This window comes from Nesterenkonia sp. AN1, from assembly GCF_000582475.1.
In the GTDB taxonomy this organism is placed as follows: Bacteria; Actinomycetota; Actinomycetes; order Actinomycetales; family Micrococcaceae; genus Nesterenkonia; species Nesterenkonia aurantiaca.
Map to the genome: position 1 here is coordinate 1 of NZ_JEMO01000022.1, position 24,134 is coordinate 24,134.

27 protein-coding genes are annotated in these 24,134 nt (G+C 68.5%); 9 read left to right on the forward strand and 18 right to left on the reverse strand.

The genetic code is table 11. From position 1 onward, the window contains the following. Window positions 1-41: 41 nt before the first annotated feature. Both BG28_RS11600 and BG28_RS14520 read right to left on the reverse strand, forming a co-directional pair. Window positions 42-518, reverse strand: a complete 477-nt coding sequence (locus BG28_RS11600) for a hypothetical protein (protein ID WP_051501378.1) — start codon at window positions 516-518, stop codon at window positions 42-44. A gap of 24 nt (window positions 519-542) precedes the next feature. Then, complete coding sequence (locus BG28_RS14520) at window positions 543-1,025, reverse strand: hypothetical protein (RefSeq protein ID WP_051501379.1); 483 nt, start codon at window positions 1,023-1,025, stop codon at window positions 543-545. A 256-nt stretch (window positions 1,026-1,281) separates the two neighbouring features. Here BG28_RS14520 and BG28_RS11615 point away from each other — a divergent pair, with 256 nt between their 5' ends. The 3 genes from BG28_RS11615 (at window position 1,282) to BG28_RS11625 (ending at window position 3,285) form a co-directional block, all read left to right on the forward strand. Further along, complete coding sequence (locus BG28_RS11615; RefSeq protein WP_036477029.1) at window positions 1,282-1,974, forward strand: hypothetical protein; 693 nt, start codon at window positions 1,282-1,284, stop codon at window positions 1,972-1,974. Window positions 1,975-2,042: 68 nt separating this feature from the next. Then, complete coding sequence (locus BG28_RS14525; protein ID WP_051501380.1) at window positions 2,043-2,783, forward strand: copper resistance CopC family protein; 741 nt, start codon at window positions 2,043-2,045, stop codon at window positions 2,781-2,783. A gap of 94 nt (window positions 2,784-2,877) precedes the next feature. After that, window positions 2,878-3,285: a YccF domain-containing protein gene (locus BG28_RS11625; protein ID WP_036477075.1), complete on the forward strand. Its 408-nt coding sequence runs from the start codon at window positions 2,878-2,880 to the stop codon at window positions 3,283-3,285. A 57-nt stretch (window positions 3,286-3,342) separates the two neighbouring features. Here the strand turns inward: BG28_RS11625 and BG28_RS11630 are convergent, their stop codons facing one another. After that, window positions 3,343-4,773, reverse strand: a complete 1,431-nt coding sequence (locus BG28_RS11630) for an aldehyde dehydrogenase family protein (protein WP_051501381.1) — start codon at window positions 4,771-4,773, stop codon at window positions 3,343-3,345. 205 nt (window positions 4,774-4,978) lie between these two features. On the opposite strand from BG28_RS11630, the gene BG28_RS11635 reads away from it, so the two are divergent. Further along, complete coding sequence (locus BG28_RS11635) at window positions 4,979-5,356, forward strand: hypothetical protein (RefSeq protein ID WP_133725848.1); 378 nt, start codon at window positions 4,979-4,981, stop codon at window positions 5,354-5,356. A gap of 51 nt (window positions 5,357-5,407) precedes the next feature. After that, window positions 5,408-5,578 (forward strand): hypothetical protein, encoded by a 171-nt coding sequence (locus tag BG28_RS15715; RefSeq protein ID WP_161634837.1) that lies wholly within the window; start codon window positions 5,408-5,410, stop codon window positions 5,576-5,578. Window positions 5,579-5,580: 2 nt separating this feature from the next. On the opposite strand, the gene BG28_RS11640 is transcribed toward BG28_RS15715, so the two are convergent. From BG28_RS11640 to BG28_RS11660, 5 genes are all read right to left on the reverse strand, one after another. Then, window positions 5,581-7,050, reverse strand: coding sequence for a bifunctional PIG-L family deacetylase/class I SAM-dependent methyltransferase (locus BG28_RS11640; protein WP_036477035.1), 1,470 nt, complete (start codon window positions 7,048-7,050; stop codon window positions 5,581-5,583). Beyond that, window positions 7,037-8,038 carry an acyl-CoA dehydrogenase family protein gene (locus tag BG28_RS11645; RefSeq protein WP_051501382.1) on the reverse strand — a complete coding sequence of 334 codons (1,002 nt, stop codon included), beginning with the start codon at window positions 8,036-8,038 and terminating at the stop codon, window positions 7,037-7,039. Before BG28_RS11645 ends, BG28_RS11640 begins: the two co-directional genes overlap by 14 nt. Next, window positions 8,035-8,769: a glycosyltransferase family 2 protein gene (locus tag BG28_RS11650; RefSeq protein ID WP_036477037.1), complete on the reverse strand. Its 735-nt coding sequence runs from the start codon at window positions 8,767-8,769 to the stop codon at window positions 8,035-8,037. Before BG28_RS11650 ends, BG28_RS11645 begins: the two co-directional genes overlap by 4 nt. Window positions 8,770-9,086: 317 nt before the next feature. Continuing rightward, on the reverse strand, window positions 9,087-9,383 hold the full coding sequence (locus tag BG28_RS11655; protein WP_200869334.1) for a transcriptional regulator: 297 nt from the start codon (window positions 9,381-9,383) through the stop codon (window positions 9,087-9,089). Then, window positions 9,373-9,825, reverse strand: coding sequence for a hypothetical protein (locus BG28_RS11660; RefSeq protein WP_036477039.1), 453 nt, complete (start codon window positions 9,823-9,825; stop codon window positions 9,373-9,375). Before BG28_RS11660 ends, BG28_RS11655 begins: the two co-directional genes overlap by 11 nt. Before the next feature lie 113 nt (window positions 9,826-9,938). Between BG28_RS11660 and BG28_RS11665 the strand changes: the two genes are divergently transcribed. Further along, window positions 9,939-11,030 (forward strand): SDR family oxidoreductase, encoded by a 1,092-nt coding sequence (locus BG28_RS11665; protein ID WP_036477041.1) that lies wholly within the window; start codon window positions 9,939-9,941, stop codon window positions 11,028-11,030. A 75-nt stretch (window positions 11,031-11,105) separates the two neighbouring features. Here BG28_RS11665 and BG28_RS11670 read toward each other — a convergent pair whose 3' ends face one another. The 5 genes from BG28_RS11670 to BG28_RS11690 all read right to left on the reverse strand — a co-directional run bounded on the left by BG28_RS11670 (window position 11,106) and on the right by BG28_RS11690 (window position 17,162). Next, complete coding sequence (locus tag BG28_RS11670) at window positions 11,106-11,513, reverse strand: RidA family protein (RefSeq protein WP_036477044.1); 408 nt, start codon at window positions 11,511-11,513, stop codon at window positions 11,106-11,108. Between the two features lie 81 nt (window positions 11,514-11,594). Beyond that, the gene (locus tag BG28_RS11675; RefSeq protein WP_084479688.1) at window positions 11,595-14,369 is read right to left on the reverse strand and encodes an HAD-IC family P-type ATPase; all 2,775 of its coding nucleotides are present in this window, start codon (window positions 14,367-14,369) and stop codon (window positions 11,595-11,597) included. A gap of 198 nt (window positions 14,370-14,567) precedes the next feature. Further along, the gene (locus BG28_RS11680; RefSeq protein WP_036477046.1) at window positions 14,568-15,632 is read right to left on the reverse strand and encodes an NAD(P)-dependent alcohol dehydrogenase; all 1,065 of its coding nucleotides are present in this window, start codon (window positions 15,630-15,632) and stop codon (window positions 14,568-14,570) included. 118 nt (window positions 15,633-15,750) lie between these two features. Then, window positions 15,751-16,191 (reverse strand): OsmC family peroxiredoxin, encoded by a 441-nt coding sequence (locus tag BG28_RS11685; protein WP_036477054.1) that lies wholly within the window; start codon window positions 16,189-16,191, stop codon window positions 15,751-15,753. A gap of 128 nt (window positions 16,192-16,319) precedes the next feature. Continuing rightward, complete coding sequence (locus tag BG28_RS11690; RefSeq protein ID WP_036477058.1) at window positions 16,320-17,162, reverse strand: alpha/beta fold hydrolase; 843 nt, start codon at window positions 17,160-17,162, stop codon at window positions 16,320-16,322. Window positions 17,163-17,376: 214 nt separating this feature from the next. Here BG28_RS11690 and BG28_RS11695 point away from each other — a divergent pair, with 214 nt between their 5' ends. After that, window positions 17,377-17,985: a TetR/AcrR family transcriptional regulator gene (locus tag BG28_RS11695; RefSeq protein ID WP_051501383.1), complete on the forward strand. Its 609-nt coding sequence runs from the start codon at window positions 17,377-17,379 to the stop codon at window positions 17,983-17,985. After that, entirely contained in the window at window positions 17,982-18,524 is a 543-nt protein-coding gene (locus BG28_RS14530) for a DUF3995 domain-containing protein (protein WP_051501384.1), read from the forward strand. Before BG28_RS11695 ends, BG28_RS14530 begins: the two co-directional genes overlap by 4 nt. On the opposite strand, the gene BG28_RS14535 is transcribed toward BG28_RS14530, so the two are convergent. The 5 genes from BG28_RS14535 to BG28_RS11725 all read right to left on the reverse strand — a co-directional run bounded on the left by BG28_RS14535 (window position 18,502) and on the right by BG28_RS11725 (window position 23,447). Continuing rightward, window positions 18,502-19,548: a CorA family divalent cation transporter gene (locus BG28_RS14535; protein WP_051501385.1), complete on the reverse strand. Its 1,047-nt coding sequence runs from the start codon at window positions 19,546-19,548 to the stop codon at window positions 18,502-18,504. The two genes, BG28_RS14530 and BG28_RS14535, sit on opposite strands and share 23 nt — an antisense overlap. 128 nt (window positions 19,549-19,676) lie before the next feature. Next, window positions 19,677-21,380: an ABC-ATPase domain-containing protein gene (locus BG28_RS11710; protein ID WP_036477061.1), complete on the reverse strand. Its 1,704-nt coding sequence runs from the start codon at window positions 21,378-21,380 to the stop codon at window positions 19,677-19,679. Beyond that, entirely contained in the window at window positions 21,377-22,432 is a 1,056-nt protein-coding gene (locus tag BG28_RS11715) for a hypothetical protein (protein ID WP_036477063.1), read from the reverse strand. Before BG28_RS11715 ends, BG28_RS11710 begins: the two co-directional genes overlap by 4 nt. 112 nt (window positions 22,433-22,544) lie before the next feature. Continuing rightward, window positions 22,545-22,922 (reverse strand): DUF2267 domain-containing protein, encoded by a 378-nt coding sequence (locus tag BG28_RS11720; RefSeq protein WP_036477066.1) that lies wholly within the window; start codon window positions 22,920-22,922, stop codon window positions 22,545-22,547. 165 nt (window positions 22,923-23,087) lie between these two features. Beyond that, the gene (locus BG28_RS11725; protein WP_036477069.1) at window positions 23,088-23,447 is read right to left on the reverse strand and encodes a membrane protein; all 360 of its coding nucleotides are present in this window, start codon (window positions 23,445-23,447) and stop codon (window positions 23,088-23,090) included. 41 nt (window positions 23,448-23,488) lie between these two features. Between BG28_RS11725 and BG28_RS11730 the strand changes: the two genes are divergently transcribed. After that, window positions 23,489-24,134, forward strand: a 646-nt coding sequence (locus BG28_RS11730; protein WP_084479690.1) for a UbiA family prenyltransferase, incomplete at its 3' end; no start/stop codon positions are given.

Here is a 24,134-nt window from a genome sequence, read left to right on the forward strand (position 1 = left end):
GAAAAACCTGCACAGATTGCACACTCGATGCCGGCGGGTGATCAGAGACGCGGCGGAGGCAGCGGCTCGGGCTGCGCCGCAGCACTTCTGCGCTGCCTCCAGATCACCTGCGTGAGCCGGGTGATCCCCAGGACCACCACGGTTCCCAGGGTGCTGCCGATGCCCACGAGCATGGCCCCGACGAGCCAGAGCCCGGTGCTGTCCTCGGCCGCGGCGGTCAGGCTCCACGCCACGGTGAACGACGGCGGCAGCAGCAGCACGGTGAGCCACCAGCGGCTGCGCGAGGTCCATAGGGCGATCAGCAGCAGGGTGATTCCACAGCCGATCACCTGCCAGGCCTCATAGGGCCCGTGCTCCATGCCGGTCACCGGGTCCACCTGATACTCCTGGTCCCATGCCATCCAGCCGAACCAGGCGCCGGCGGAACCCAGGATCACGAAGAGGGACCAGGCCAGGACGTGGCGCCTCGTGGAGGAGCGGTCGGTTTCGGCAGATCCGACCGGCGGAGTGGTGGTCATGGCGTCATTGTGCTGCAGGCCGGGCTAGCCACTCTGCGACACGCTGGTGCCGCCGCGGAACGATGATCTCGGCAGCGCGTGCTCGGGCCGGGCAAATCGCGTGACGCCTAGGACGACCAGTGTCCCCACGAGGCTGCCTAGCGCCATGTATGCCGCTCCCACCCACCAAAGACCGCTCTCGTCACTCCCGCTGACCGTCACGGACCAGGCCAGAGTCAGCGACGCCGGCAACAGCAGCACCGTGGGCCAGCACCGGTTCCAGGAGGTCACCACCGCGATTCCCAGGAGCAGGATCCCGCAGACGAGGAACTGCCACGGCATCGGTGGGCCCTGCTCCACCCCGGCAGCAGGGTCTTGGATGTAGCCCAGCTCCCAGGGGAGCAGGGCGAGAGAGCCGAACCAGGCTCCGGCCGTCCCCAGGACGACGAATCCCGCCCACGCCGCCACGCGGAGGGTTTGGCTCGCCCGCGAGTCGCGGGTGGCCGGGGTCGGTGGTCTGCTCGTCATAGCGTCATTATGAGACCACGCAGGACGCTCTCGCCCATCGATTGTGCAATTTGACCGCCGGGACGCGCGAATTCCGGCGAAAAACCTGCACAGATTGCACACGCGATGCCCCACGAGCACGGCGATGACGATCAGGGCTCGAGCCGAGCGTGCCTGCGCCCCTTGAGAAGTCGCTCCCACAGCATCCGCCCACCCCCACGCTTCTTCTACGCCCTGTAGTAGACTCGCCCGCATCAGCCGAGGGAAGGGGTCTTCTGTGGTCAATGCCGCGGACTTCGACCCGTCGCCGCGCCGGGTGACCGGCGCCGCGCGGCTGATTCGAGGCCTGCTGGCCGCCGCGCTGGCCATCGGCTCCGCAGCGGTCTCCCACACCGCCGCCGGGCATCACATGCCGCACTGGATCGTATTGGCCCTGGCGCTCGCGGTGAGCCTGCCCGTCTGCGCCTCCCTCGTGGCGGTCCGGCTGAGCGGAGTCAGGCTCGGTGCCGCCGTCGTGTTCAGCCAGGCGGTGCTCCACGGGCTCTTCGCCCTCTTGCCGGCCGCCAGCGCTTCCGATGGCCCCGCCGGACCCAGCGGCCCCGCAACAGAGGCCGCAACAGAGGCTGCAGCCCAGGCTGGACATGCGGCGCATGATCACAGCCTCACCATCGCCGCGGTGGCGCCGTCCAGCACGGCCGCCCAGGTGCTGTCCGACGCGCCGATGCTCCTCGCCCACGCCCTGGCGGCACTCTTCACCTTTGTGGTGTTCCGCCGCGGCGAGCTGATCCTGCAGGCACTCAGCGACCTTCTGCTGCTGCGACCGATCCTTCTGCTGTTCCTGCGCCCGATCTCGCAGACCGGGCCCCGCGCCATCTGCGCGCACGACTCCTTCTCCACCGTCATCCTGCAGGAACTCTGGCTCGGTGGCGGCGCGCAGACCCTGCGCGGTCCGCCGGTCCTCGTGAGCTGAGACCACCCTGTGGTTCCTATGGCACGACGCTGGGGACCAGTCACCTCACGACGGAAAGCATCGAACTTATGTCATCCTGCGCACCCAAAGCCCGCAACTCCACGACCGGTCGCCAGCGCGCCGGTCGGATCACCGCGCTCTCCGCAACGGCCGCCCTCGGCCTGGCGGTCACCACTATGGCGGCTCCCGCCTGGGCCCACGATTCACTCATCGCCTCCTCCCCGGAGGCAGACGCGGTGCTTCAGGAGAGCCCCGAAGAGATCACTCTGGAGTTCTCCGGCGGCGGCCTGACCACCGGGGACTCCATCGCCAATGTCATCGTGGTCACGGATGAGGGCGGTGAGAACTGGGAGGGTGAGACCGAGATCGAGGGCGCGACCATGTCCACCGAGCTCTCTGAAGAGCTTCCCGGCGGGGACTACACCGTGGCCTATCGGGTGGTCTACGCCGATGGGCACGCTGAGGAGCAGTCGTTCGGCTTCGAAGTGGCTGAATCTGAGCCGGAGCCCACCCCGGAGCCCACTCCGGAATCCACCACTGAGGCTTCAGCTCCGGAGGAGTCCGAAGCGGAGTCTGAGACCGAATCTGCTGAGCCGGCAGAGGACGACGACGTCGACTCCGCCACCGACTCCAGCACCGCTGGTCCTGATGAGGCGGACGAGCCGGCCGCAGGCGACACCGCTGCTGACACGCAGCAGGATTCCGGTCTGCCGGTCTGGGCGGTCGTGGTCGGGGGCATCGTCGTGGCAGGACTGCTCGCCGCGATCGCGACGGCTGTGCTGCGCGGGCGCAAGAATCCTCGCGCCTGACTCAGTGCTGCTCCTCGAGATCTTGAGAAGACCAGTCCAGCTGCCCTTCTGAGTGTTACGCCGGATGCTATTGAATAGAGAGATGAACTCTATGATCTCCACGATTCTCAATGTCATCTGGCTTCTCTTCGGCGGCCTGTGGCTTGCCCTGGGCTACTTCCTCGCCGGGATCGTCTGCTGTCTGCTGATCATCACGATCCCCTTCGGCATCGCGTCCTTCCGGATCGGGGTCTACGCGCTGTGGCCCTTCGGCCGCACGATCGTGGACCGCAGCCCTCGAGGTGCGGGAGCGTTCACCACGATCGGCAACGTGATCTGGGTCCTGGTGGCAGGGATCTGGATCGCGATCGGTCACGTGCTCACCGCGATCCCGATGTTCATCAGCATCATCGGGATCCCGCTGGGCATCGCGAACCTGAAGCTGATCCCGGTCTCGCTGATGCCGCTGGGCAAGGTCATCGTGCCTTCCAACGCGGTGCTGCCGACCTACCGCCACGCCTGAACCCTCGGTGCGCGAGGTCGACGGCGGGTCGCCGGCGCCGCGTGATGGGCCTCGGCCTCAGCCCTTGAGCAGGATCTTGCGCATGCCCCAGGAGATCGGGGCCTTCGCCAGCCGGGTCGGGTCGAAGCCAGGCAGCTTGCGCAGCACCCCGCGCTCGTGGCTGAAGGTCGCCACGCTGTACTCCCCGTGATACCGGCCCGTGCCGCTGGCGCCGACTCCACCAAAGGGCAGGGTGGACACCGCAAGCTGCGTCAACACGGTGTTGAAGGTGATGCCACCGGATGAGGTCTGCGCGAGAAAGTCCTCGCGCACCTCTTCCCGCTCGGTGAAGGCGTAGAGCGCCAGCGGCTTCGGTCGCGCATTGATGAACTCGATGGCCCCCTGGTGATCGGTCACCGTGAGGATCGGCAGGATAGGACCGAAGATCTCCTCCTGCATCACCGCGGAGTCGGGCTCGACGTCGAGCAGCACCGTGGGTGCGACGTAACGGTCAGAGACCTTCGCGGTGCCGCCGATGACCGCTCGGCCGGAGTCCAGCAGCCCGGCGAGGCGCTGGGCATGGCGCTCATTGATGATCCGCCCGTAGTTCTCGGCGCTGGCCGGCTCCGGGCCGAAGGCGCGGCGGGTGACCCGGGCGATCTCCTGAGCCAGCGGCTCGGCGAGCTCGAGGGTGGTCAGCAGGTAGTCCGGGGCGACGCAGGTCTGGCCGCAGTTGCTGAATTTGCCCCACACCAGCGACTCGGCAGCGGCGGTGAGATCGGCTGAGGAATCGATCCAGACCGGGGACTTGCCGCCGAGCTCCAGCGTCACCGGGGTCAGGTGCTTGGCCGCGGCGGCCATGACGATCGCGGCCACCGTGCCGTTGCCGGTGTAGAAGATGTGGTCGAAGGGGTGCTCCAGCAGTCGGGTGGTCTCCTCGACTCCGCCCTCCACCACCTGCACGGCCTCGGCGTCGAGGTACTGCGGAATCAGCTCCGCCACGGTCGCCGAGACTGCCGGTGCCAGCTCACTGGGCTTGAGCACCACGGAGTTTCCCGCCGCCAGTGCACCGATCAGCGGCATCAGGAGCAGGTGGAACGGGTAGTTCCAGGGCCCGATGATCAGCACCGTGCCCAGCGGCTGGCGCTGAACATGCGCCCGAGCACTGCCCACGAGGAACGGGACCGAGGTGCTGCGATTCCGAGTCCAGCGTTCAAGGTGCTTCAGGGTCTGCTTGACCTCGGACTTCACCGAGAGGACCTCGGTGAGGTGAGCGTCGACGTCGTTCTTCCCCAGGTCCGCCGCCATGGCCGCATGAATCGCCGGTGCCTGCTCCTCCAGCAGCCGCAGGATGCCCTGCAGCTGATCACGACGCCAGTCCAGCGAGCGGGTGCGGCCGGTGGTGAAGGCTGCCTTCGTCCCGGTGACGCAGGCGTCCACGGCGGCGACGGGTGTAGAGACCTGCTTGACGGGAGTGCTGCGCACCTCGGCTGGGATGTATGGCGTCATGGAGCGAACCTCTCGGGTCTGGGGGTCTTCCCCACCCTACAGATCTCGAGCCCGCGCGCACCCGGATTTCGACAGGGGCTAACACCACGGTGACTCACATTGCGTTAGAAGCCCTAATAGTTGTACTTTCTAACTGTAAGGTCGATGAAGACGAACGTGCGTGACTTCAACACGGGGCAGCCGCCACAGGGCATGGAGAGATCAGATGAGTGCACAACGAGTCCCCGGCAGCATGGTCCCGCCGGCACACACGGCTCCGCAGCCCCTCCGGGAGCGGACGCGCGGCACCGCGGCCCCCGAGGCGGCCCGCCGACTGCGCTGCACGCGCTATGACCAGATGGCCAAGGCGGCCTCCGCCGGGCTGATGGCGCACCCGCACGTGGAATCCGCGATCGTCGAGATCTCCGGCGACGACGCCGACCTGGTCTTCCACCTGAACTGCACGATCAAGGCCGATTCTGATCCCTCGGATCTGATGGAGACGGTCTCGAACGGCGTGATCTCGAACATCGAGCGCATGCTCGGCACCGAGTTCTCCTCCCGACGCCTCCACTTCAATCGCAGCCTCTACAGCGCCACCTGAGTCAGATTCCAGGGCGGCGGTGCCCTGCCACGCCACTTTGAGGAGCCTGCCATGGAGACCATGCTGGTCCAGACGTTCAACGCCTTCTTCCTGGCCGCCGTGGTGCTCTCCGTGCCGGTGCTGATCATCGCCGGAATCTGGGTGGCAGCCGTGGAGCTCCGCCGCCCGGACCGCGCAGCGGCAGAGCTTCAGTCCGGGACTCGGACGGCCCACCAGTCCTGAGCTCAGTGCAGGAACTCGGTCTGCGCCACGCTCGGGGTGGCTGGACCGAGGATATCGATCAGCATGTCGCGATCCTCATAGCTGCCATGCAGGATCCATCCGGGCACGGCCCGCAGGTCTGCCCGGATCTGCTGCGCTGAACGGAACGCCTGCGCATCGGGGTGTCGCCAGTGCACCGACACCAGATGCCCGCCGGGTTCCAAGGTCTTCGCCGCGCGCCCCCGGACGGCCGCCCACTGGGCGTCGTTGAGGTAGTAGGCCAGCTCGCTGAGCAGGATCAGGTCGATCGCCCCGGCGGGCCAGTCCTCGATGCTGGACTGCTGGAATGTCACATTCTCGGCCCCGACCCGCTGCGCCGCCGTGTGCAGCGCTGCGCCAGAGATGTCGGTGGCCAGGACCTCGTCACAGCGCTGTGCGAGCAGCTCGGTGATCCCACCGATGGAGCACCCTGGTTCGAAGGCGCGGCGGTAGCGAGCTCTCGGGAGCACCGCCATGGTCAGCGCGTATTTGCGCTGCTCGTACCAGCGGCTGGTCACTCCCCAGGGGTCTGAATCCTGGGCGTGCAGGCCTTCGAAGTCCAGCGGCGTTCCCGGAAACACGATCTGGCGATCCCGCAGCACGGTCTGAAGCATGCTCGCGGTGAGCACCGGCTCTCCGGGGTTTCGGTCTGCCGGGGTGCCGTGCTCGGTCCCCAGCTGGGACACGAAGGCGGCGACGGCGCGGCCCCGGGCCTGGGTCAGCTCGGCGTCGATCGGGATGGAGCGCGCCGCGGACCAGGAGATCTCTGGCTCCGCCGGGCTCGATCCGGTCATCGGCTCCGAGTCCTGCGCGGGGTGCAGTCCTGGCGGCGTGCTGTGCATCCAGAGCCACACCGGATACTGCACCAGAGGTGCGTTGTGCTGCGCCGCTGCGGAGGCGGCAGCCTCGCCACAGGCGTCGTGATCGGGGTGTCCGTCGCGAGAGAGCGGAGCCGCCAGGACGGTGCCGCCGGGCATCTGCCTCAGCGCGGCACCGATCGCCGCAGTGAGCGGGGCCCGGTGGTCGGCGAGCGCGCCGTCGGGCAGGTGCAGCCGCTGGCGCTGCAGGCTTCCCGCGCCGCGCGGGCCCGGAGTGAGTCCGCGCAGCTCCTCCAAGGCGGACTCGGACTCGGTGGTGCGGATCTCGGCGAGCCGTTCTGGGGGTATGACCTGAGGTGGATGCGACCCGGTGCCGTCGCTGGCGGCCAGGATCTGCACCGGGGAGCCGCTGCGCAGACCTGCCGCGATCAGCGCCGCGGCGCCGAGGATCTCGTCATCGGGGTGCGGAGCGACCACCAGCAGCCCGGGCAGGTTGTGCGGGATCCAGCGCCCTGCAGGGTCTACCTCGCCGATGCCCCATTCTGGGACGCCGGCATCGTAGCGATCCAGGGCGCCGCGGGTGTTGCGTGGGGTCTGGGCGCCGTGGAAGGTCGCCGCGGTCTCACCAGGTGTCATGGCCGTCCCCGATCAGCTGGTCCCAGCCGAGCCCGTGCTCGGCCAGGACCGCTGGCAGTGCCGCTTCGTCGGTCTCGGCGTGGCACTGGCGGATGTAGACGCTGAGATCGGCGACTCGCTGGGCATGGATCGCGTCCGAGGCGAGCGGGCCCGGTCCGAGGGCGCGCCCGCTGCGGTCGATGATCTCGGCGGCCAGCCGGTCGATGTAGGTGCGCACCGCGAAGGCCTGTGCCTTGGCCAGAGCAAGGTTGTGCGGATCGTCGTCCACGGCGCGGGCGGTGCTGCTCAGCAGCGCCCAGCCGGCGGTGAGCCCGGCGGCCGCAGCCCCGGCGTGGGCTCGCAGCAGCGACGAGGCCTTGGGTGCGGCGGCCCGGCTGAGCAGGGGTGCTGCGACGGCGCGCGCCGCGCCGTACCAGCAGGCGGCCACTCCGATGCCGCCGTGCCAGAAGCCGGAACGTTCCAGGTAGTCCGCATGGGTGCCCAGCGCGGTGGCGGGCACCTGCTCGAAGGACACCCAGCCCGAGTCGCTGGCCGCCATCCCGACCGCATGCCAGGTCTCGGGCACCGGGGTGACGCCGGGGGAGGAGAGGTTCACCGCGAAGAGCAGCTTCTGCGCCGCTGCCCCCGGGGAGTCGGGCAAGACGGTCGCGGTGACCAGCGCGTGGCTGCACAACGAGGCCCCCGAGCACCAGGGTTTGGTGCCGCTCAGGGTCCAGCCCGCGCCGCTGCGCGTTGCGGTGAGCACCGGCATCGGCGGCTCTGCGGCCCAGACGCCCCAGAGCTCACCGGCGGAGACCAGCTCGGGGTAGCCGAGGTCTGTGCCGATCGCGACCGCGTCGGCGTGGGCCTCATAGAGCCGGCCCACCACGGTGTTCTGCGCGGTGATTCCGGCCAGCCGGCGCCAGCGCGCCTGCGTCTCACCACGCCCGGGCAGCTCGGGAAGGGGCGTGTGAAGCTGCTCGTGCACTTCGTGCAGAAGATCGGTCATGCGTGCAGGGCTCCCAGGGTCTGAGCGAATCCGCGCGGAGCGCGGCCGGTGGTGCGCCGGGAGGTCATCACCGGCATATCGGTGGCCGTGACGAGCACGGCGTCACTGCGGCGCAGCCTGGTCACCAGATCGACATCCTCATCATCGGCCAGGCTGCTGAACCCGTTCACCGCACGATAGGCCTGTGCGGTGAATGCCAGATTCGCGCCATGGATGTGGCTGTGCCGACTGCCGGTGATCTGCTGTGCGTAGTCAGCCGCCCAGGCGCGGCCCACCGGGTCTGTTCCGAGGACCGGAGCCAGGATCACCGTACCGAGCACGACGTCGGCGCCGCGGTCCCGATGCTCGGCCTGCCGGGAGAACCAGTCGAGCGGAACCTGGCTGTCGGCGTCGGTGGTGGCGAGCCACGGCTCACCTGCAGGTGTCGAGGCATCGGTGGTCGTCGGTGAGTCACGGGAGTCTGCCGGTCGGCTCAGCGCGTGATCGAACCCGGCGGCGCGTGCGGCACCGACGTTGTTGGCCTCGATCACGACCACCTCGGCCCCTGCTGAGCGCGCGAGCCTCGCCGTCTCGTCGGTGCACGCGTCAGCCACGACGATCAATCGAAGCCATATGCCGGCATGGAGTGCTGAGGCTCGCACCGCGGTGAGTGCGGCCTCGATGGTTCCGGCCTCATCATGGGCAGGCATCACCACGATCACGGACGGGCTCTGCGCGGAAGGGTCGGTCACAGATTGATTCTAGGCTCATGAGCGAGGTGGGAGTCACCGCTGTCCGGAGCTTAGGTCCTGGCTTCAGATCGGATCGCCATGGGGCGCCGAAGGCCGGTTCACCCCGGCGCCGGCGCAGCAGCTCGGCCTCCTCGTCGAGGCTGAGTCCTGATCGTCGTGGTCGCAGGGGCCCGCGCAGCCGCCCATCTTCAAGCCCCCGGTGCCGCCGAGAATCAAGATCCGCCCCATGGGTCGATCCAACGCGGAGACCGGGGCCGGGACAACAGTGTTTCGCTCTCAGCGGCAGGTCAGCATCGAATGAGTCGGCGCCGGGACCGTCAGCGGTGATCCTCCAGAAGCGCCTTGAGTGCCTCCTTGTGCGCAAGATACGCCTCACGCCCGGCAGGGGTCAGGGCGAGCATCAACCGGGATCGACCCTGGAAGACGAAGGACTCTTCGCTGAGGTATCCGGCGTCGGTGAGCTGACTCAGATGCTTGCTCAGCGCCGATTTCGAGAGTCCGGTGCGCTCTTGGATCTCGCCGAACTCGATGCCCGAGGCCTGGGAGAGCATCGCGCAGATCCGCAATCGATGCGGGGCGTGGATCAGCGCGTCGAAGGTCGGCTCAGGCGCCACGATGCCGCCGCTGATACGGGATGCCGATGGCGAGGAGTCCCGCGGCGAGGATGATGCCGCCGGCGAGCCAGACCCAGGAGCCCAGGACGTCATCCAACAGGATCGCAGCGACCGGCAGGGCTCCTGCCACCAAGCCTGCCGCGCAGACCTTGACCCACGGCACAGAGGTGCCCCGGTACCCCGGCTGGTGGAAGCTGAACCTTCCCACGAGCGCTCCGATTCCGACCGCGAGCAGCACGATCACGGCAGCCTGGAGGATGCGCAGCGTCGGGTTCAGGTCGCCCAGCGCATTGAGGCTGAAGAGTGCCAGGATCAGCCCGGCGAGGCTCGGGAAGTACCAGGCAGGAACCGGCCGGTTGATGGTGGCCTGTTCCTCCTGCTCGGCCGCGTCCAGGGCGCGGCGGGCCTCCTCCGGGGTCGGTGTTGATCGCTGTGTTTCCATGAGAGAAACACTGGCGAGTTTCCTGCATGGAAACAAGAGGTGGGCTGATGTGTCTCGGCTCTCCCTGCCAGGTCCAGGGGAATTTCCCCGGAGCTATCCCGCTTCCACCGAACATGACTTCCCCCGCAGAAACCCCCGCACCCAGGACCGCGCTGATCGTCGGCGCCTCTGGGATCACCGGCTCGGCGATCGCCCGCCAGCTCATCGATGAAGACTGGGAGGTCATCGCGCTCTCGCGCAGCGCCTCCTCAGCCCCGGGCATCCGCGGTGTCGCCGCCGATCTTCGTGACCCCGAGAGCCTGCGCAGCGCGCTGGCCGCAGAGCGCCCCACCCACGTGTTCTTCACTGCCTGGCAGAAGCAGGACTCCGAGGCCGAGAACATCACGGTCAACGGCGGCATGCTGCGCGATCTGCTGGCCGCCCTGACGCACGCCCCGCTGCAGCACGTGGCGCTGGTGACCGGGCTCAAGCACTACCTGGGCCCCTTCGAGGCCTACGCCGCCGGAGAGACTCCAGATACGCCCTTCCACGAGGAGGAGCCGCGCCTGGAGACCCCCAACTTCTATTACGCGCAGGAGGACGAGCTCTTCGCCGCTGCGTCCAAGCAGGGGTTCCACTTCTCGGTGCACCGTGCACACACGATCATCGGCCACGCCGTGGGCAACGCCATGAACATGGGCCTGACCATCGCCGTGCAGGCCACGCTGGCCAAGGAGCTCGACCTCGACTTCGTCTTCCCGGGCAGTGAGCAGCAGTGGAACGGGCTGACCGATATGACCGATGCCGGGCTGCTCGCCGAACAGATGATCTGGGCGTCCACCGATCCCAACGGATCCGATGAGGCATTCAACATCGTCAACGGCGATGTGTTCCGCTGGCGCTGGATGTGGCCCCGGCTCGCCGCAGATCTCGGCGTGCCCGACGAGCGCGTCGTCGGCTACGCCGAGGCGCCGCGTCCGCTGGAGCAGCAGATGGCCCCGCATGAGGCGGCATGGCCGGGCATCGCCGAGAAGCACGGACTCGTGGAATCCAACATCAGCCGGCTCGCCTCCTGGTGGCACACCGACGCCGACCTGGGCCGGGACATGGAGGTCGTCACGGATATGGGCAAGAGCCGAGACGCCGGATTCCGCTCCCACCGCCGCACCGAGCAGGCGTTCAAGGATCTCTTCGCTCGGTACCGCGCGGATCGCGTCATCCCCTGAACGGATGCCCCGCTGAGAAGCATGACCTGTCGAAAAGCACGCCGGTCGCGAGGAATGATCGGCTGAGCTGTGCGCTCAGTCCCGGACCGCGGCCACGGCCTCGATCTCCACGAGCTGTGCATCGTAGCCGAGCACCGTCACTCCGAGCAGCGTGCTGGGCGAATCGTGGTCACCGAAGGCCTCGCGCACCACGCGCCAGGCGGTGACCAGGTCCGCCTGGCGGGTCGAGGCGACCAGGACCCGGGTGCTCACCACGTCGTGGAGCCCAGCCCCGGCCTCGTCCAACGCGGTGCGCAGGTTCGCCACACACTGCTCCGCCTGGGCGGCGTAGTCGCCGGCCCCCACGGTGGCGCCCTCCCGGTCCAGCGGGCACGCCCCGGCCAGGAAGATCAGCCGCGCATCGGCGGGGGCGGTGGCCGCATAGGCGTACTCCACGGACCCCGCGAGCGAGGGCGACCTGATGAGCGTGACGGCGGTCGGCAAGGGGTGGCTCCTTCTGTGAGGTGGCAGGGGTGGGTTGCCAGCGTCGTGCCTAGCTGTCTAGCTGTCTAGCTGTCTAGCTGCCTAGCGGCGTGGCGCGGTGTGAGGATTCGAGGCGCGGCCTGCGTAGAGTGCCAGCTTCAGCAGCTCGGTGAGCACCAGCACCAGCACCCCTGAACTGAGCGTGATCAGCAGGTAGAACGGGTCCAGCACCGCGGTGTCGAAGATCGTGTGCAGCCAGGGCAGGTAGATGAACCCGACCTGCAAGAGGGTCAGCGCCGCGACCATCAGCCAGGCGAGCTTGTTCTTGAACAAGACCGAGGGGCGCAGGCTGAACTTCTCCAGGGACTTCACGCTGAAGAGGTAGAAGACCTGACAGACCACCAGCACCGTCGTGGCCAGGGTGCGGGCCACCTCGAGATCGTCGCCGGCGTCGATGCGCCAGCGGAACACGATGATCGTCACCGCGGCGATCAGCAGCGAGACCACCGCGATCTGCACCACGTGGCGGGTCTCCACGATTCCGGCGTCTGGGTCGCGGGGCCTGCGCCGCATGATGCCGTCCTCGGCGGGCTCGAAGGCGAACGCGAAGGCCAGCGTGACACCGGTGACCATGTTGACCCAGAGCACCTGAAGCGGGGTCAGCGGCAGGGTCCAGCCGAAGGCCACAGCGAAGAGCACCACCGTGGCCTGGGCGCCGTTGGTGGGCAGCAGGAAGACCAGCGCCTTGCGCAGATTGTCATAGATCCGGCGGCCCTCCTCCACCGCTGCCTCGATGGTGGTGAAGTTGTCATCGGCGAGCACCACCTCGGCGGCGTCCTTGGTGACCTCGGTGCCCTTGAGGCCCATGGCGACGCCGACGTCGGCCCGGCGCAGCGCGGGGGCGTCGTTGACGCCGTCGCCGGTCATCGCCACCACTTCACCCTCGGCCTGCAGGGCGCGGACCAGTCGCAGCTTGTGCTCCGGGGAGGTGCGGGCGAACACGTGGTGGCGCTGGGCCAGCGTCCGCAGCTCCTCGTCATCGGTGGCCTCCAGCTCAGCGCCGGAGATGGCGCCCTGACCGTTGTCGATGCCCATCTGCAGCGCGATCGCGGTGGCGGTGCCGGCATGGTCCCCGGTGATCATCTTCACCTGGATTCCGGCGTCGTGGCAGACCTTGATCGCATCGATGGCCTCCTGCCTGGGCGGATCCACGATCCCGACCACGCCGACGAAGATCAGCTCCTCACCGAGGGATTCCATGCTCAGGGACTCGCGATCCTGAGCTTGGGCGGGGCGGCAGGCGGCGGCCAGGACGCGCAGACCATCCGCAGAGAGGGCGTCGATGTGTTCGTTCCATGCCTCGGCGTCGAGCGCAGCGGTCTGGCCCTGCGCGGTGAGCTGGGTGCTGGAGCGGGCCAGCAGCCGGTCCGGGGCGCCCTTGACCAGCACGAAGACCTCGCCCTCAGGCAGCGCCGCCGTGGTGGCCATGAGCTTGTTCTCGGAGCTGAACGGCAGCGTGGCCAGTCGTGAGGCGGAGTCGCCGTCGAAGGCGAGCTTGCCCGCCAGGGATTTCAGCGCGCCCTCGGTGGGCTCCCCGGCGATGGTCCAGCTGCCGGCCTCGTTGCGAATCAGCTCGGTGTCATTGGTCAGGCTCATGATCTCCACGAAGCGGCGCAGGCCAGAATGCTCCAGGGTGACCCGCTGCCCGTCGAGGGTGACCTCGCCCTCCGGGATATAGCCGGTGCCGGAGACCTCGAAGGTCTCATCGGCGAGGACGAGGCGCTCGGCAGTCATCTCGTTCTTGGTCAGCGTGCCGGTCTTGTCTGAACAGATGGTGGTCACGCTGCCCAGGGTCTGCACGGCGGAGAGCTTGCGGGTGATCGCGTTGCGCCTGGCCATGGTCTGCACGCCGAGCGCCAGGGTGATGGTGATCAGCGCCGGCAGGCCCTCCGGGATCGCGGCCACGGCGAACCCGGCGGCGGCCTGGAGCAGCTCGGCGATCGGGGTGCCGTGCAGGCCCCAGCCCAGACCCACCAGCAGCAGCGTCAGCACCAGCACGCCCAGGGAGAGCATCTTGCCGAATCGGGCGATCTGCCGGGTCAGCGGAGTCTCCAAGGTCTCGACCTCGGACATCATCGTGTTGATGCGCCCGATCTCGGTGTTCTCGCCGGTGCCGACGACGACGCCGGTCGCGGTCCCCGAGGTCAGCATGGTGCCGGAGAACGCCATTGAGGTGCGGTCACCCAGGGGAGCGCCCTGCTCGCTGGTCTCGGTGGTCTTCTCCGACGGGACGGATTCACCGGTGAGCGCCGATTCCTCGATGGCCAGCTCGGCGGTGTCGATGAGGCGGACATCGGCGGGGACCTTGTCCCCGGTCCGCAGCCGGACGATGTCTCCGGGAACGACCAGCTCGGCGTCCACCGTGGCCCAGGACCCCTCGCGACGGACATCTGCGCTGGGCGAGAGCATGTTCCGGATGCCCTCCAGGGCGCGTTCGGCGCGGCCCTCCTGCAGGAAGCCCACGACCGCGTTGATCACGACCACCAGCAGGATCACGATGGTGTCGGCCCAGTGCTGCAGCAGCGCGGTGAGTCCGGCGGCGCCGATGAGCACGTAGATCAACACGTCGTTGAAGTGCTTGATGAACCGGATGAAGGGGTGGTCCTGAGCCGGGTCCGGAAGCCGGTTCGGGCCGTGCTGTTCCAGGCTCGCCGCGGCTGCCTCGGAGCTGAGTCCCTGTTCGGGGTCAACCTCCAGGCGGCGCAGCACCTCCTGGTGCTCAAGCGCGTAGGCCGAGGCGACGTCTTCGGCGGAGGCGGCTGCGACGTCGGCTCCCGTGGTCTCGCGCGTGGACGGTGTCTGGGCGGGTGATCTCACAACGATTCCTTCGTCCCCGGGGTCAACGAGTGCTCCTAAGCCTACGGGTGCTGCGTGCAGAGCGTGCGCGGGGGCCGCTCGGCCAAGTGAGTCCTCCCGACGACGAACGCCCCGCCGCGCGGAGCTCGAGGAGCTCCTGGCGGGGCGGGGCGTTCATCGTGAGGGGCGCTGCGGGGTTCCCGGAAGCGCCCGGCGCGTTCAGGCGGCGGCGTCGGCCTTGTCCAGGGACGCGATGTCGATGACGGCGCGGTAGCGCACGTCACCGGAGACGACCTTCTCGTAGTACTCATCCACCTGGTCAGCGTTGATCAGCTCGATGGTGGAGGTGATGCCGTGCTCGGCGCAGAAGTCCAGCATCTCCTGGGTCTCGGGCAGCCCGCCGACCATGGAGCCGGCGTAGTTGCGGCGCATGGCGAGCAGCGAGAACATCTGGAAGGACTGCTCCTCGCTCGGTGCCCCGACGTTGACCATGGTTCCGCCGCGGCCCAGCAGGCCGAGGAAGGAGTCCAGGCTGACCGAGGCGCCGACCGTGTTGATGATCAGGTCGAAGCTGCCGGCGAGGTCCTTGAACGCCGAGCCGTCTTCGGTGGCGCGGTAGGCGGTGGCGCCGAAGGCCAGACCGTCTTCCTTCTTGCTGTCGGTGCGGCTGAGCACGGTGACCTCGGCACCCATGGCGGCGGCGATCTTCACCGCGACGTGGCCGAGTCCGCCCATGCCGATGACACCGACCTTGACGCCGGGGCCGGCGCCATAGCGCTTGAGCGGCGCGTAGGTGGTGATGCCGGCGCAGAGCAGCGGGGTGGCCGCTGCGGGGTCCAGGCTCTCGGGAACGCTGAGCACGAAGTGATCGCGCACCACGATCTGCTGGCTGTAGCCGCCGTGGGTGTTCTCCCCGTTCTTGTCCTGGCCGTTATAGGTGCCGACGACGCCCTGGCTGCAGAACTGCTCCTCGCCGTCCTTGCAGGCCTCGCACTCCATGCAGGAGTCCACGAAGCAGCCGACGCCGACGGTGTCGCCGACCTTGAACTTCGAGACATCGGCACCGACCTCGAGGACGTCGCCGACGATCTCGTGACCCGGGGTGATCGGGAAGGAGGTGCCGCCCCACTCATCGCGGACCTGATGGATGTCGGAGTGGCAGATGCCGGCGTAGCGGATGGCGATCCGGACATCGTCGGTGGCCAGGCTGCGGCGCTCGAGCGTGCGGGTCGTGAAGCTGGACTCGGCGCTGTCGGCCTGGAGTGCTGTGATCGTTGTGGTCATGAAACGTGGTTCCTTAGGGGAAGTAGAAAGAGGGGGACACGGCGCAGGGCCGCGGCGAGCATGAGATGCGCGCCGCGACCCTGCAGCAGTGTGGTGGACCCGCGTGGGCCCGTGAGGATCAGCTCTCGAGGGTGGCGTCCAGGGTGATCTCGACCCCGGTGAGCGCCTTGCTGACCGGGCAGCCGGTCTTGGCGGCCTCGGCGGACTTCACGAAGGTGTCCTCGTCGATGCCGCTGACCTTGCCGTTGACCGTGACCTTGATCCCAGTCAGCTTGAAGCCGCCCGACTGGTCTGGGCCCATGGAGACGTCCGCGCGGACGTCGAGGGTCTCGACGGTGCCGCCGGCGTTGGTGAGCTCGGCGGAGAGCTGCATGGCGAAGCAGGAGGAGTGCGCTGCCGCGATGAGCTCCTCCGGGCTGGTGCTGCCGTTGGCGTCGTCGGCCGCGCGCTTCGGGAAGGACACCCCGTAGGTGCCGATCTTGGAGCTGCTGAGCTCGACTTCGCCGGAGCCCTCTTCGAGTGATCCGTTCCAGGCGGTGCGTGCTGTGCGTGTAGGCATAGTGATTCTCCTTGAATTGGTGGGTCCAGCGTCAGTCTTGCGGCTGTGTCCGGATGGTTCCTGGACGCCTCAGTCGAGGGTCGCGCCGAGGGGTTTCTGCTCTGGGGTGATCTCTTCGAGTCCAGGGATCAGGAGCGCAGGAAGGTCAGCAGGTGCTCGTTGACCTCCTGGGCGTGGGTCCAGAGCATGGCATGGGGGGCGTCGTCGATCTCGTGGTACTCCGCGGACGGCAGCGCCTTGTGGAAGACCCGGCCGGTGGAATCGATCGGCAGGATGTTGTCCGCGGTGCCATGGACGATCAGCGCTGGGACGCCGGAGCGGCCGACGGCGGCGACGTCCTCACGGAAGTCGGTGAGCCAGGTCGGCTGGGCCCAGACCGAGGCATGCGGGGAGGCGGCGTAGGCAAGGCTCTTGTGCGCCGCCAGGGCCTCCTCACTGAGCCGGCTGCCCAGGTTGTCCTTGGTGTTGAAGAAGTCGTCGAAGAACGCGGTGAAGAAGGCGTAGCGATCGCTGGTGACGGCCTCGAAGAGCCCGTCGAACACCTCCTGCGGCACACCGGTGGGGTTGTCCTCAGTCTGCAGCAGGAAGGGCTGGAGCGAGCCGAGGAAGACGGCCTTGCTCACCCGGTCGGAGCCGTGGTTGGCCAGGTAGCGGGCGACCTCGCCGGTGCCCATGGAGAACCCGACCAGCACGGCGTCGCGCAGGTCCAGGGATTCCATGAGGGCGTTGAGGTCGGCGGCGTAGGTGGTGTAGTCGTGTCCAGCAGTGGGGCGGGAGGACTTCCCGAACCCGCGACGGTCATAGGTGATGACGCGGTAGCCGGCGTCGAGCAGCGCGGAGGTCTGCTTCTCCCATGATGAGCCGTCCAAGGGGTAGCCGTGGATGAGCACGACGGGCTGACCCGCGCCGTGGTCCTCGTAGTAGAGCGAGATGTCTGTGCTGTTCTCGGTTCCGACGGTGACGTGAGACATGTCAGTCCCTCCTTGAGAGTCGGAGAACGTTCGTTCTCCGTTGTCCTCAGCCTAGGAGAACCGTCGTTCTCTTGCAAGTACACTGGGATGACGGCACCATGAAGACCGCGGAAACGTGAAGGTGCGCGAGACTCTGAACCGCCGAAGATGCGGTGACACCGGGACACGGTGGAGTCGAAACACAGCGATATTGAAACTCTAGGAAAGGGCCGTGATGGCGCGTCAGGGGGACGCACAGCTGCAACAGTCTGCCGATCCGCTGCGCCAGCGCATCATCGAGGCGGCAGATGAGCTCTATTACGCCCACGGCTTCCGCGCCGTGGGTATGGACGCGCTGCGCCAGCACGCCGGAGTCTCGCTGAAGCGGCTCTACACGGTGTTCCCGTCCAAGGAGTCCATCGTGCTCGCCGTGCTGGACTACCGCCACACGATGTGGGCCGATGAGATCGCAGCCGCCGTGGCCCAGGAGGGCACCCCCCGCGCCCGGCTCCTGGCGATCTATGACTATCTCGCCGGGTGGTTCCGCTCCGACTCCTTCCGCGGCTGCGTCTTCATCAACGCCTTCGGCGAGCTGGCCACCGAATCTCCCGCCGTGGCCACCAAGGCCGCAGACCACAAGCGCGAGTTCCGGCGCTTCATGGAGCAGCTCGCGACCGAGGCAGGGTTCTCCGAGGAGCTGGGAGATCAGCTGATGCTGCTCGCCGAGGGAGCCCAGACCACGGCTGCGATCACCGGAGACTCCGCGATGGCGCTCAAGGCGCGCCGCGCCGCCGAATCGCTGCTCAGCGTCGCAGAATCCACCCGGGCCCAATCGGTCCGATGAAGCACCCGACGGCGCTGATCTGGTGCGCAGGCCTGCTCGGCCTGCTCAACGCGGCGCCGAGCTACTACTGGGCCGCGGGCGGGGACGCGCTGCTGGGGAGCATCGGGCAGTGGCTGATCGACCTGCGCGCCGAAATGCCGGGGCTGACCGGCCTGGCCCTGTTGGGTATCGCGCTGGGCAAGACCGGCGCAGCGGTGGTTCCGATCGTGGCGGCCCACCAGCTGACTTCCCGCCGGCTGACTTCCCGTCGGGTGCGATCTCGCACTGCGTCCTCCGAAGGGTTGAGCCCTGTCCGACGCCGGCCGGCTTCCCGCGAGGAGCGCTGCTGGAACCTCTCCCGGCTGGTCGCCGCCGGGCTGATCGTCTACGGCGCGGCGGGTCTGCTCGTCAACGCCGGGCTGCTGCTGTGGCCCGGGCTGGACCTGCAGGACCCGACGGCGCGGCTGGGCCAGGCGCTGCTCTGGTATCCGATGCTGCTGCTCTGGGGGCTGGTGCTCGCAGCAGGTCTGCGGCGGCTCAGAGCCAGTGTCGCCGCTTGAACACCGTCCACAGCGTCAGGCTGAGTCCGACCATCAGCGCCACCGCCAACGGGTAGCCCCAGAACCAGGTCAGTTCGGGCATATGCCGGAAGTTCATCCCATAGATCGAGGCGATCAGCGTCGGGGCGAACAGGATGGCCGCCCAGCCCGAGATCTTCTTGCTCTGCTCCCCCTGGGCGTAGGAGGCGTCGGCCAGCCGGCGCGTGGCATCGTTCTGCTCGATGGTCAACAGCGTCGAGTGCAGCCCGACGGCGTTCTCCAGGTGCGACCGCTGCAGCTCCACCCGGTCGCGCATCCTTCGGGTCCGCATGATCAGATCTGCCCAGCTGGAGGAGGCCTCCCCGGCGGCGTCGGACTCGGCGGCCGCTGCGGCGCGGTCGGTGGCCACCGACTCCAGAGGACGCAGCGCCCAATCGAAGCGGTGCACCTTCTGCAGCAGCTGATAGATCCGATGGGAGAGCACCGCGTCGAGCCGGGCCTCCTGAAACAGGATGCCCTCCATCGTCTCGATCGCGTTCTCGAGTTCATCCAACGCTGCCGGATACTCGCGCAGCACCGCACCGACCAGGCTCGCGACGGCCTCCGAGGAGCTCACCGAGCTCCTCGAGTGCGAGGATCGAGCAGACTCCAGCAGCGCCTGCAGGTCCAGGGTGTCCTGCTCCGTCTCCACGGCCTGGACGGTCACCACCAGCCCGTCCACGGCGAGGAGACGCAGCTCCGAGAAGCGGAACCTGGTGTCCTGAGTCGACTCAGAGGCGGTGGTGGAGACCCGGTGCAGCACGGCGGCCACCGATTCCGCCGAGGCGGCGGGAATGGGAAGGCGACTGCGGTCCCCGCGGAGGAACTCGAGCTGGGCGGTCCTCAACCCCAGTGCGGCGGCGGTTTCTCCGAAATCTGGCAGGTCTTCCCCGGTGAGGTCCACCCAGAGCAGCACCGAGGCGGGGTCTGCAGTCGGCGTGGCATCGAGGGAGGCCACCTTGGAACTTCCCGCATCAGCGGTGAACCGCCGCATGGTGATGGCCATTGCGCTCCCTGGGATCGCGTCGAGATCAGCACCTGCCCTGATGCCCGATCGGATCTCAGCGTAGCCCAGCGGCTTGGCTGCGACTCGGTGCCGGCTCGGTGCCGGCTCAGTGCTGGGTCGCTGCTGGCTCAGTGCAGGGTCAGGCCGCGATACCGGTTGATCGCGGCGTGGATCTCCTGGGTCCGCGGACGGGCCAGGTGACCGGGGTGCCCCCGGTGCGGGGAGAGGCCGTCCAGACCCTCGACGTCGAGGCGTTCCACGAGTTCGGCGACCAGTGCGGGGATGTCCCGGGCGTCGTCGGCCTGCTCCGCGAGCCGGTCCAGCGCCTTGGCCAGCGCCTCGGTCTGTGCCGGGTCCACCAGCTGCGCCACGGCGGTGAGGTCGATGTCCTCGCGGCCATATTGGATCATCCGGTGCCCGCGGCTGCGCGCGGGCTTGGTCTTCTTCCCCGGATGCAGCGAGGCGCGGCGCGGCACCCGCGCCGGGTCTGCGGTGAAGACACCCGGCTCCAGGCCCGCGGGCCGCGTCTGGGTCTGGTGGTCTGCGGCGATCCGGTGCGCCTCGGCGGTGACCTCGCGCAACCGGTAGTCCTGCAGGGCGATGACCTGGTCGGCGACCTCGAAGAAGGCCCCGGACCCACCGGCCACCAGCACCGTGGAGACCCCGCGCTCGGTGAACAGCGGGCGGACCCGGTCCACGAACGGGGTGATCGGCTCACGTTCTGCCGGGACCAGCCGACGCATCCGGTCATCGCGGATCATGAAGTTCGTCGCCGAGGTGTCCTCGTCGATCAGCAGGGCGCAGGCGCCGGCTTCCACGGCCTCGACCAGGTTGGTGGCCTGAGAGGTGGAGCCGGAAGCGTTGGTGCTGGAGAAGCTGCGCGTGTCCGCCCCGGAGGGCAGCCCGGAGATGAAGGCGGAGATGTCGACGCCGGCGGCGCTGCGGCTGTCCTCGGCCCGGATCGAGGCCGCAGAGTCCCGGGTGATGACCCATTCGCGGCCGTCCCCGGCGATATGCGGGTAGACCCCACGTTCGATGGCGCGCAGCAGCGTGGACTTGCCGTGATAGCCGCCGCCCACGATGACGGTGACCCCTTCGGGCACGCCCATCCCGGTGACCTGCCGGCCGCTGGGCAGGGAGAAGCTGCGACGCAGCGACTCGGGGCTGTGGAACTCCACGGCCTCCACGCCGAGCGGCAGATCGGAGTCCCCGGCCTGGCGGGGCAGCACGGACCCGTCGGCGGCGAAGCAGACCAGCTTCGCCGCGGTGAGCTGGGTGCGCAGATCCTCCTGGTCGCGCAGCAGGGTGACGTGGGAGCGCAGCGCCTCCTGGTCCAGGCTGGTGTGCAGCAGCGAGGCCTCGGCCACGCGGGGCAGGGTCTCGGTGAGCAGTCGGGCGGCCTTGACCCCCAGGGCTCGGCGTCCGGCCGCGGGCAGCGCCACGGAGAGCCGGGCGGTGATCAGGTCCTCGGTGATGACCACGCTGGTGCGCTCGAGCACCTGCTGCCCGGGGCGGCCGATGCTGATGCTCGCCGCGGAGCCGGAGCCCGCAGCGGCGTCGGCGGTCACCGCCTCGGCGAAGGCGCGGGTCAGGAAGTCGCTGGCGGCGATCCGGCCGAGCCGATCATCGAGCAGGTCCCCCGGCAGCCCGGCGTCCTCGCGGGACAGGCTGATCCGCATCAGCGAGGGCGGAGCGAACGGGTCCACCTGGACCTTGTCCACGTTCAGGGCGAACCTGCCCAGGGGATGGCGCCCGCTGAGCTGCTTATAGGACGAGTACCCCCGGCCGTCGATCGAGGTCAGGATCTGTTCCAGAGTCTGCTGGTGGCTCATGCACTCTCCGTGTACTCGCGCTGACGTTCGCGCTGTCCGTGGGTCAGTCGACGCAGGTCCGCCCCGGAGTCGAAGCTGGATCCGATGGCACCGGCGAAGACGCCCATGACCGCGCTGAACCAGGCGATGTTCAGGTAGTTGAGCAGGCTGACCTCGCCGCCGATCACGGTCGCGAGGTATTCGGCGTCGATGATCACCAGCCCGGCCAGGAAGATCACGCCCACCAGCAGCAGGTAGAGCAGCAGGATGCAGACCAACAGGGTGATCGCGGTGGATCCGTTGTAGAGCGTGACCACGGTGGCGAGGCTGCGGTGCTTCGTCCGGTCCCAGAGTCCCTCGCGGACGACCAGCCAGAAGATCATGGTGACCACCGCGGCGAGGCCGACCAGGACCAGCCGTGTGGTGCTCAGCGCGTCGGCCATCTGCCAGATCGAGCTGTAGAAGATGCCGAAGGCGCCGGTGGCCGCACCTGCACCCAAGGCGCTGGTGAGCTTCGGGACGGCGCGCAGCGGATCGTTGCCCAGCACCATGCCGGCCACGGTCCGCGGACCACCCGTGATGGTGTGGGCGAACAGGCCCAGGCCCTCCCCGCGCTCGGTGGACTTCCACTGGCTCCAGCGCTGGTCATACTCTTCCGGATCCCGGCCGGCTCCGGAGGGGAGCAGGCGCAGCAGCGAACCGGTGAAGACCTTGCGGATGCGACTCTTCGTCGCCCAGGCACCCAGAGTCGGGCAGGACACGATCGCGACGTTGTGATCGGGGAAGATCTCGGAGATCAGCGGATGCCCCGTGGAGTGGCGGGGGATCTCGGTGAGCATGATGACCGCGTCGGCCTCGGCGTGATCTTCTTCCATCTCGCGCACCGCGTCGATGTCCAGGGTGGCGTCGGGGCGGATGCGCAGCATCCGGGTGTCCGAGGAGACGGTGACCTCGCCGTTGAGGAGCTTGCGTGCTTCCGCGGCGAAATCTTCCTGGATGGAGTTCACGCGTCGCGTGGGCAGGCCCGGGTCGGCGAGCAGCCTGATATGGAAGGGTTTCGCGGATTCAGGCACAGCCTCAGGTGCTCCTTAGCTGTTGGCGGCAAGGACCTCATCATGAGGCCACCCACCCGCTGGGCCGGTGGCCCAGCGGGACATGCCCGTGCAGCGGGCGGGTGAGCACACTCTAGGCGAAGAGCGGCGCGAAGCCTGTGGGCAGCTGGGAGCGCAGGTCCTTGATCTCACTTTCGGAGACCGAGTCCGCCAGGGTGGAGAACACGGCCTTGACCTGGGCAAGTGCATCCTCGGTGCCGACACCCTGCTCAAGCTTGCCGGCGACGCGACGCAGGAACTCATCCACGTCGTCGAGCGTCTCAGTTCCGGCGTTGTCGGTCAGCGGTGCCTTGAGCTCCTGGGGCAGCTGGGCGGCGAGGTTGCTCGCCTCGCCACCCTTGAGCCGCTTGCCGAGATCCCCCAGCACCACGTTGACCAACTGGCTGGCCTGCTCGCGATCCGAGGGGCCGCCCTTCTCGGTGACGGTCTTGAGAAATTCGTCGTGGCGCATCTGTTGCTCCTTCACTTGCGGTGGCCAGCGGGCCTTGCGCGGAGGCGCGAACGTCCGCTCTCGCGTGCCGGCAGGATCTATACGCCGCCGGCGGGCCCGACAGGCCGGTTCCTTCACGGTAAACACGGGACCCCGGGCTCTGTCGAACCACAGGCCCGTGGAGTCCTACCCGCCCCGGGCGATCCGCCAGCCGGCGAGGATGAGAGGCAGCTGGAGCGGGAGCCGCGCGAGCGCGATGTTGCGCACCGTGGGCCGGTGCCAGTACCTCTTCACCGAATAGAGGTTCGCCGGGTAGACGGCGAGCATCAGCGCCGCGGTGCATGCTCCGCCCACTCGCCGGGTCGCCGGGACCGCCAGCAGGGCCGCGCAGCCCAGCTCGGCCGCACCGCTGGCGTAGGTGATCCGACGTCGGTTGCCCAGCTGGGGCGGCACGATGGCGTCGAAGGGCGCCGGCCGAAGGAAATGCATGGTCCCGGCGACACCGAGCAGTGTGGCCATCGAAGCTGCGCGCTGGGTGCTGTTCATAGGTCCTCCGGGGTGGGATATCGAGGTGAGAGACTGGCGTGATGACGATCCTGAGCGTGACTCGAGGCCTATGGGGATCCTCTCATCCCGGACCCACCGTCGTGGTGACGGTTCTCACCGCAGCGCTCGCGGTCTCGGCCGGACTCGGAGTGGAGCGGATCGCACTGCTGGGGTTCACGGTGTTCCTGGGTCAGCTCTCGGTGGGCATCTCCAACGACGCCTTCGACGCCGAGCGGGACCGCGCCGTCGGGCGCCGCGACAAGCCGATCGCGCGCGGCGATCTCAGCGTCCGCAGCGCCTGGATCGCCGCGATCGGTGCTCTGGTGCTGGCGCTGGCGCTCTCCACCCCGCTGGGGCTCGGGCTGCTCGGCGCGCATGCGGTGTTCCTGGCGGCGTCCTGGGTCTACAACGCCGGACTCAAGGCCACCGTGTTCTCGCTGGCCCCGTTCCTGCTCGCCTTCGGACTGTTCCCGTCCTTCGCGACCCTGGCAGCGCCCGATCCGGAGCTTGCCGCCCCCTGGGCCTGGTTCGCCGGTGCCGCCCTGGGCGCCGCGATCCATCTGACCAACGTGTTGCCGGACCTCGACGACGACGCCCGCACCGGCATCACCGGCCTTCCGCACCGGCTCGGTGCCCGACCCGCGGCGGCGCTGGCCGCCGCGGCGGTGCTCTGCGGCGGGATCGCGG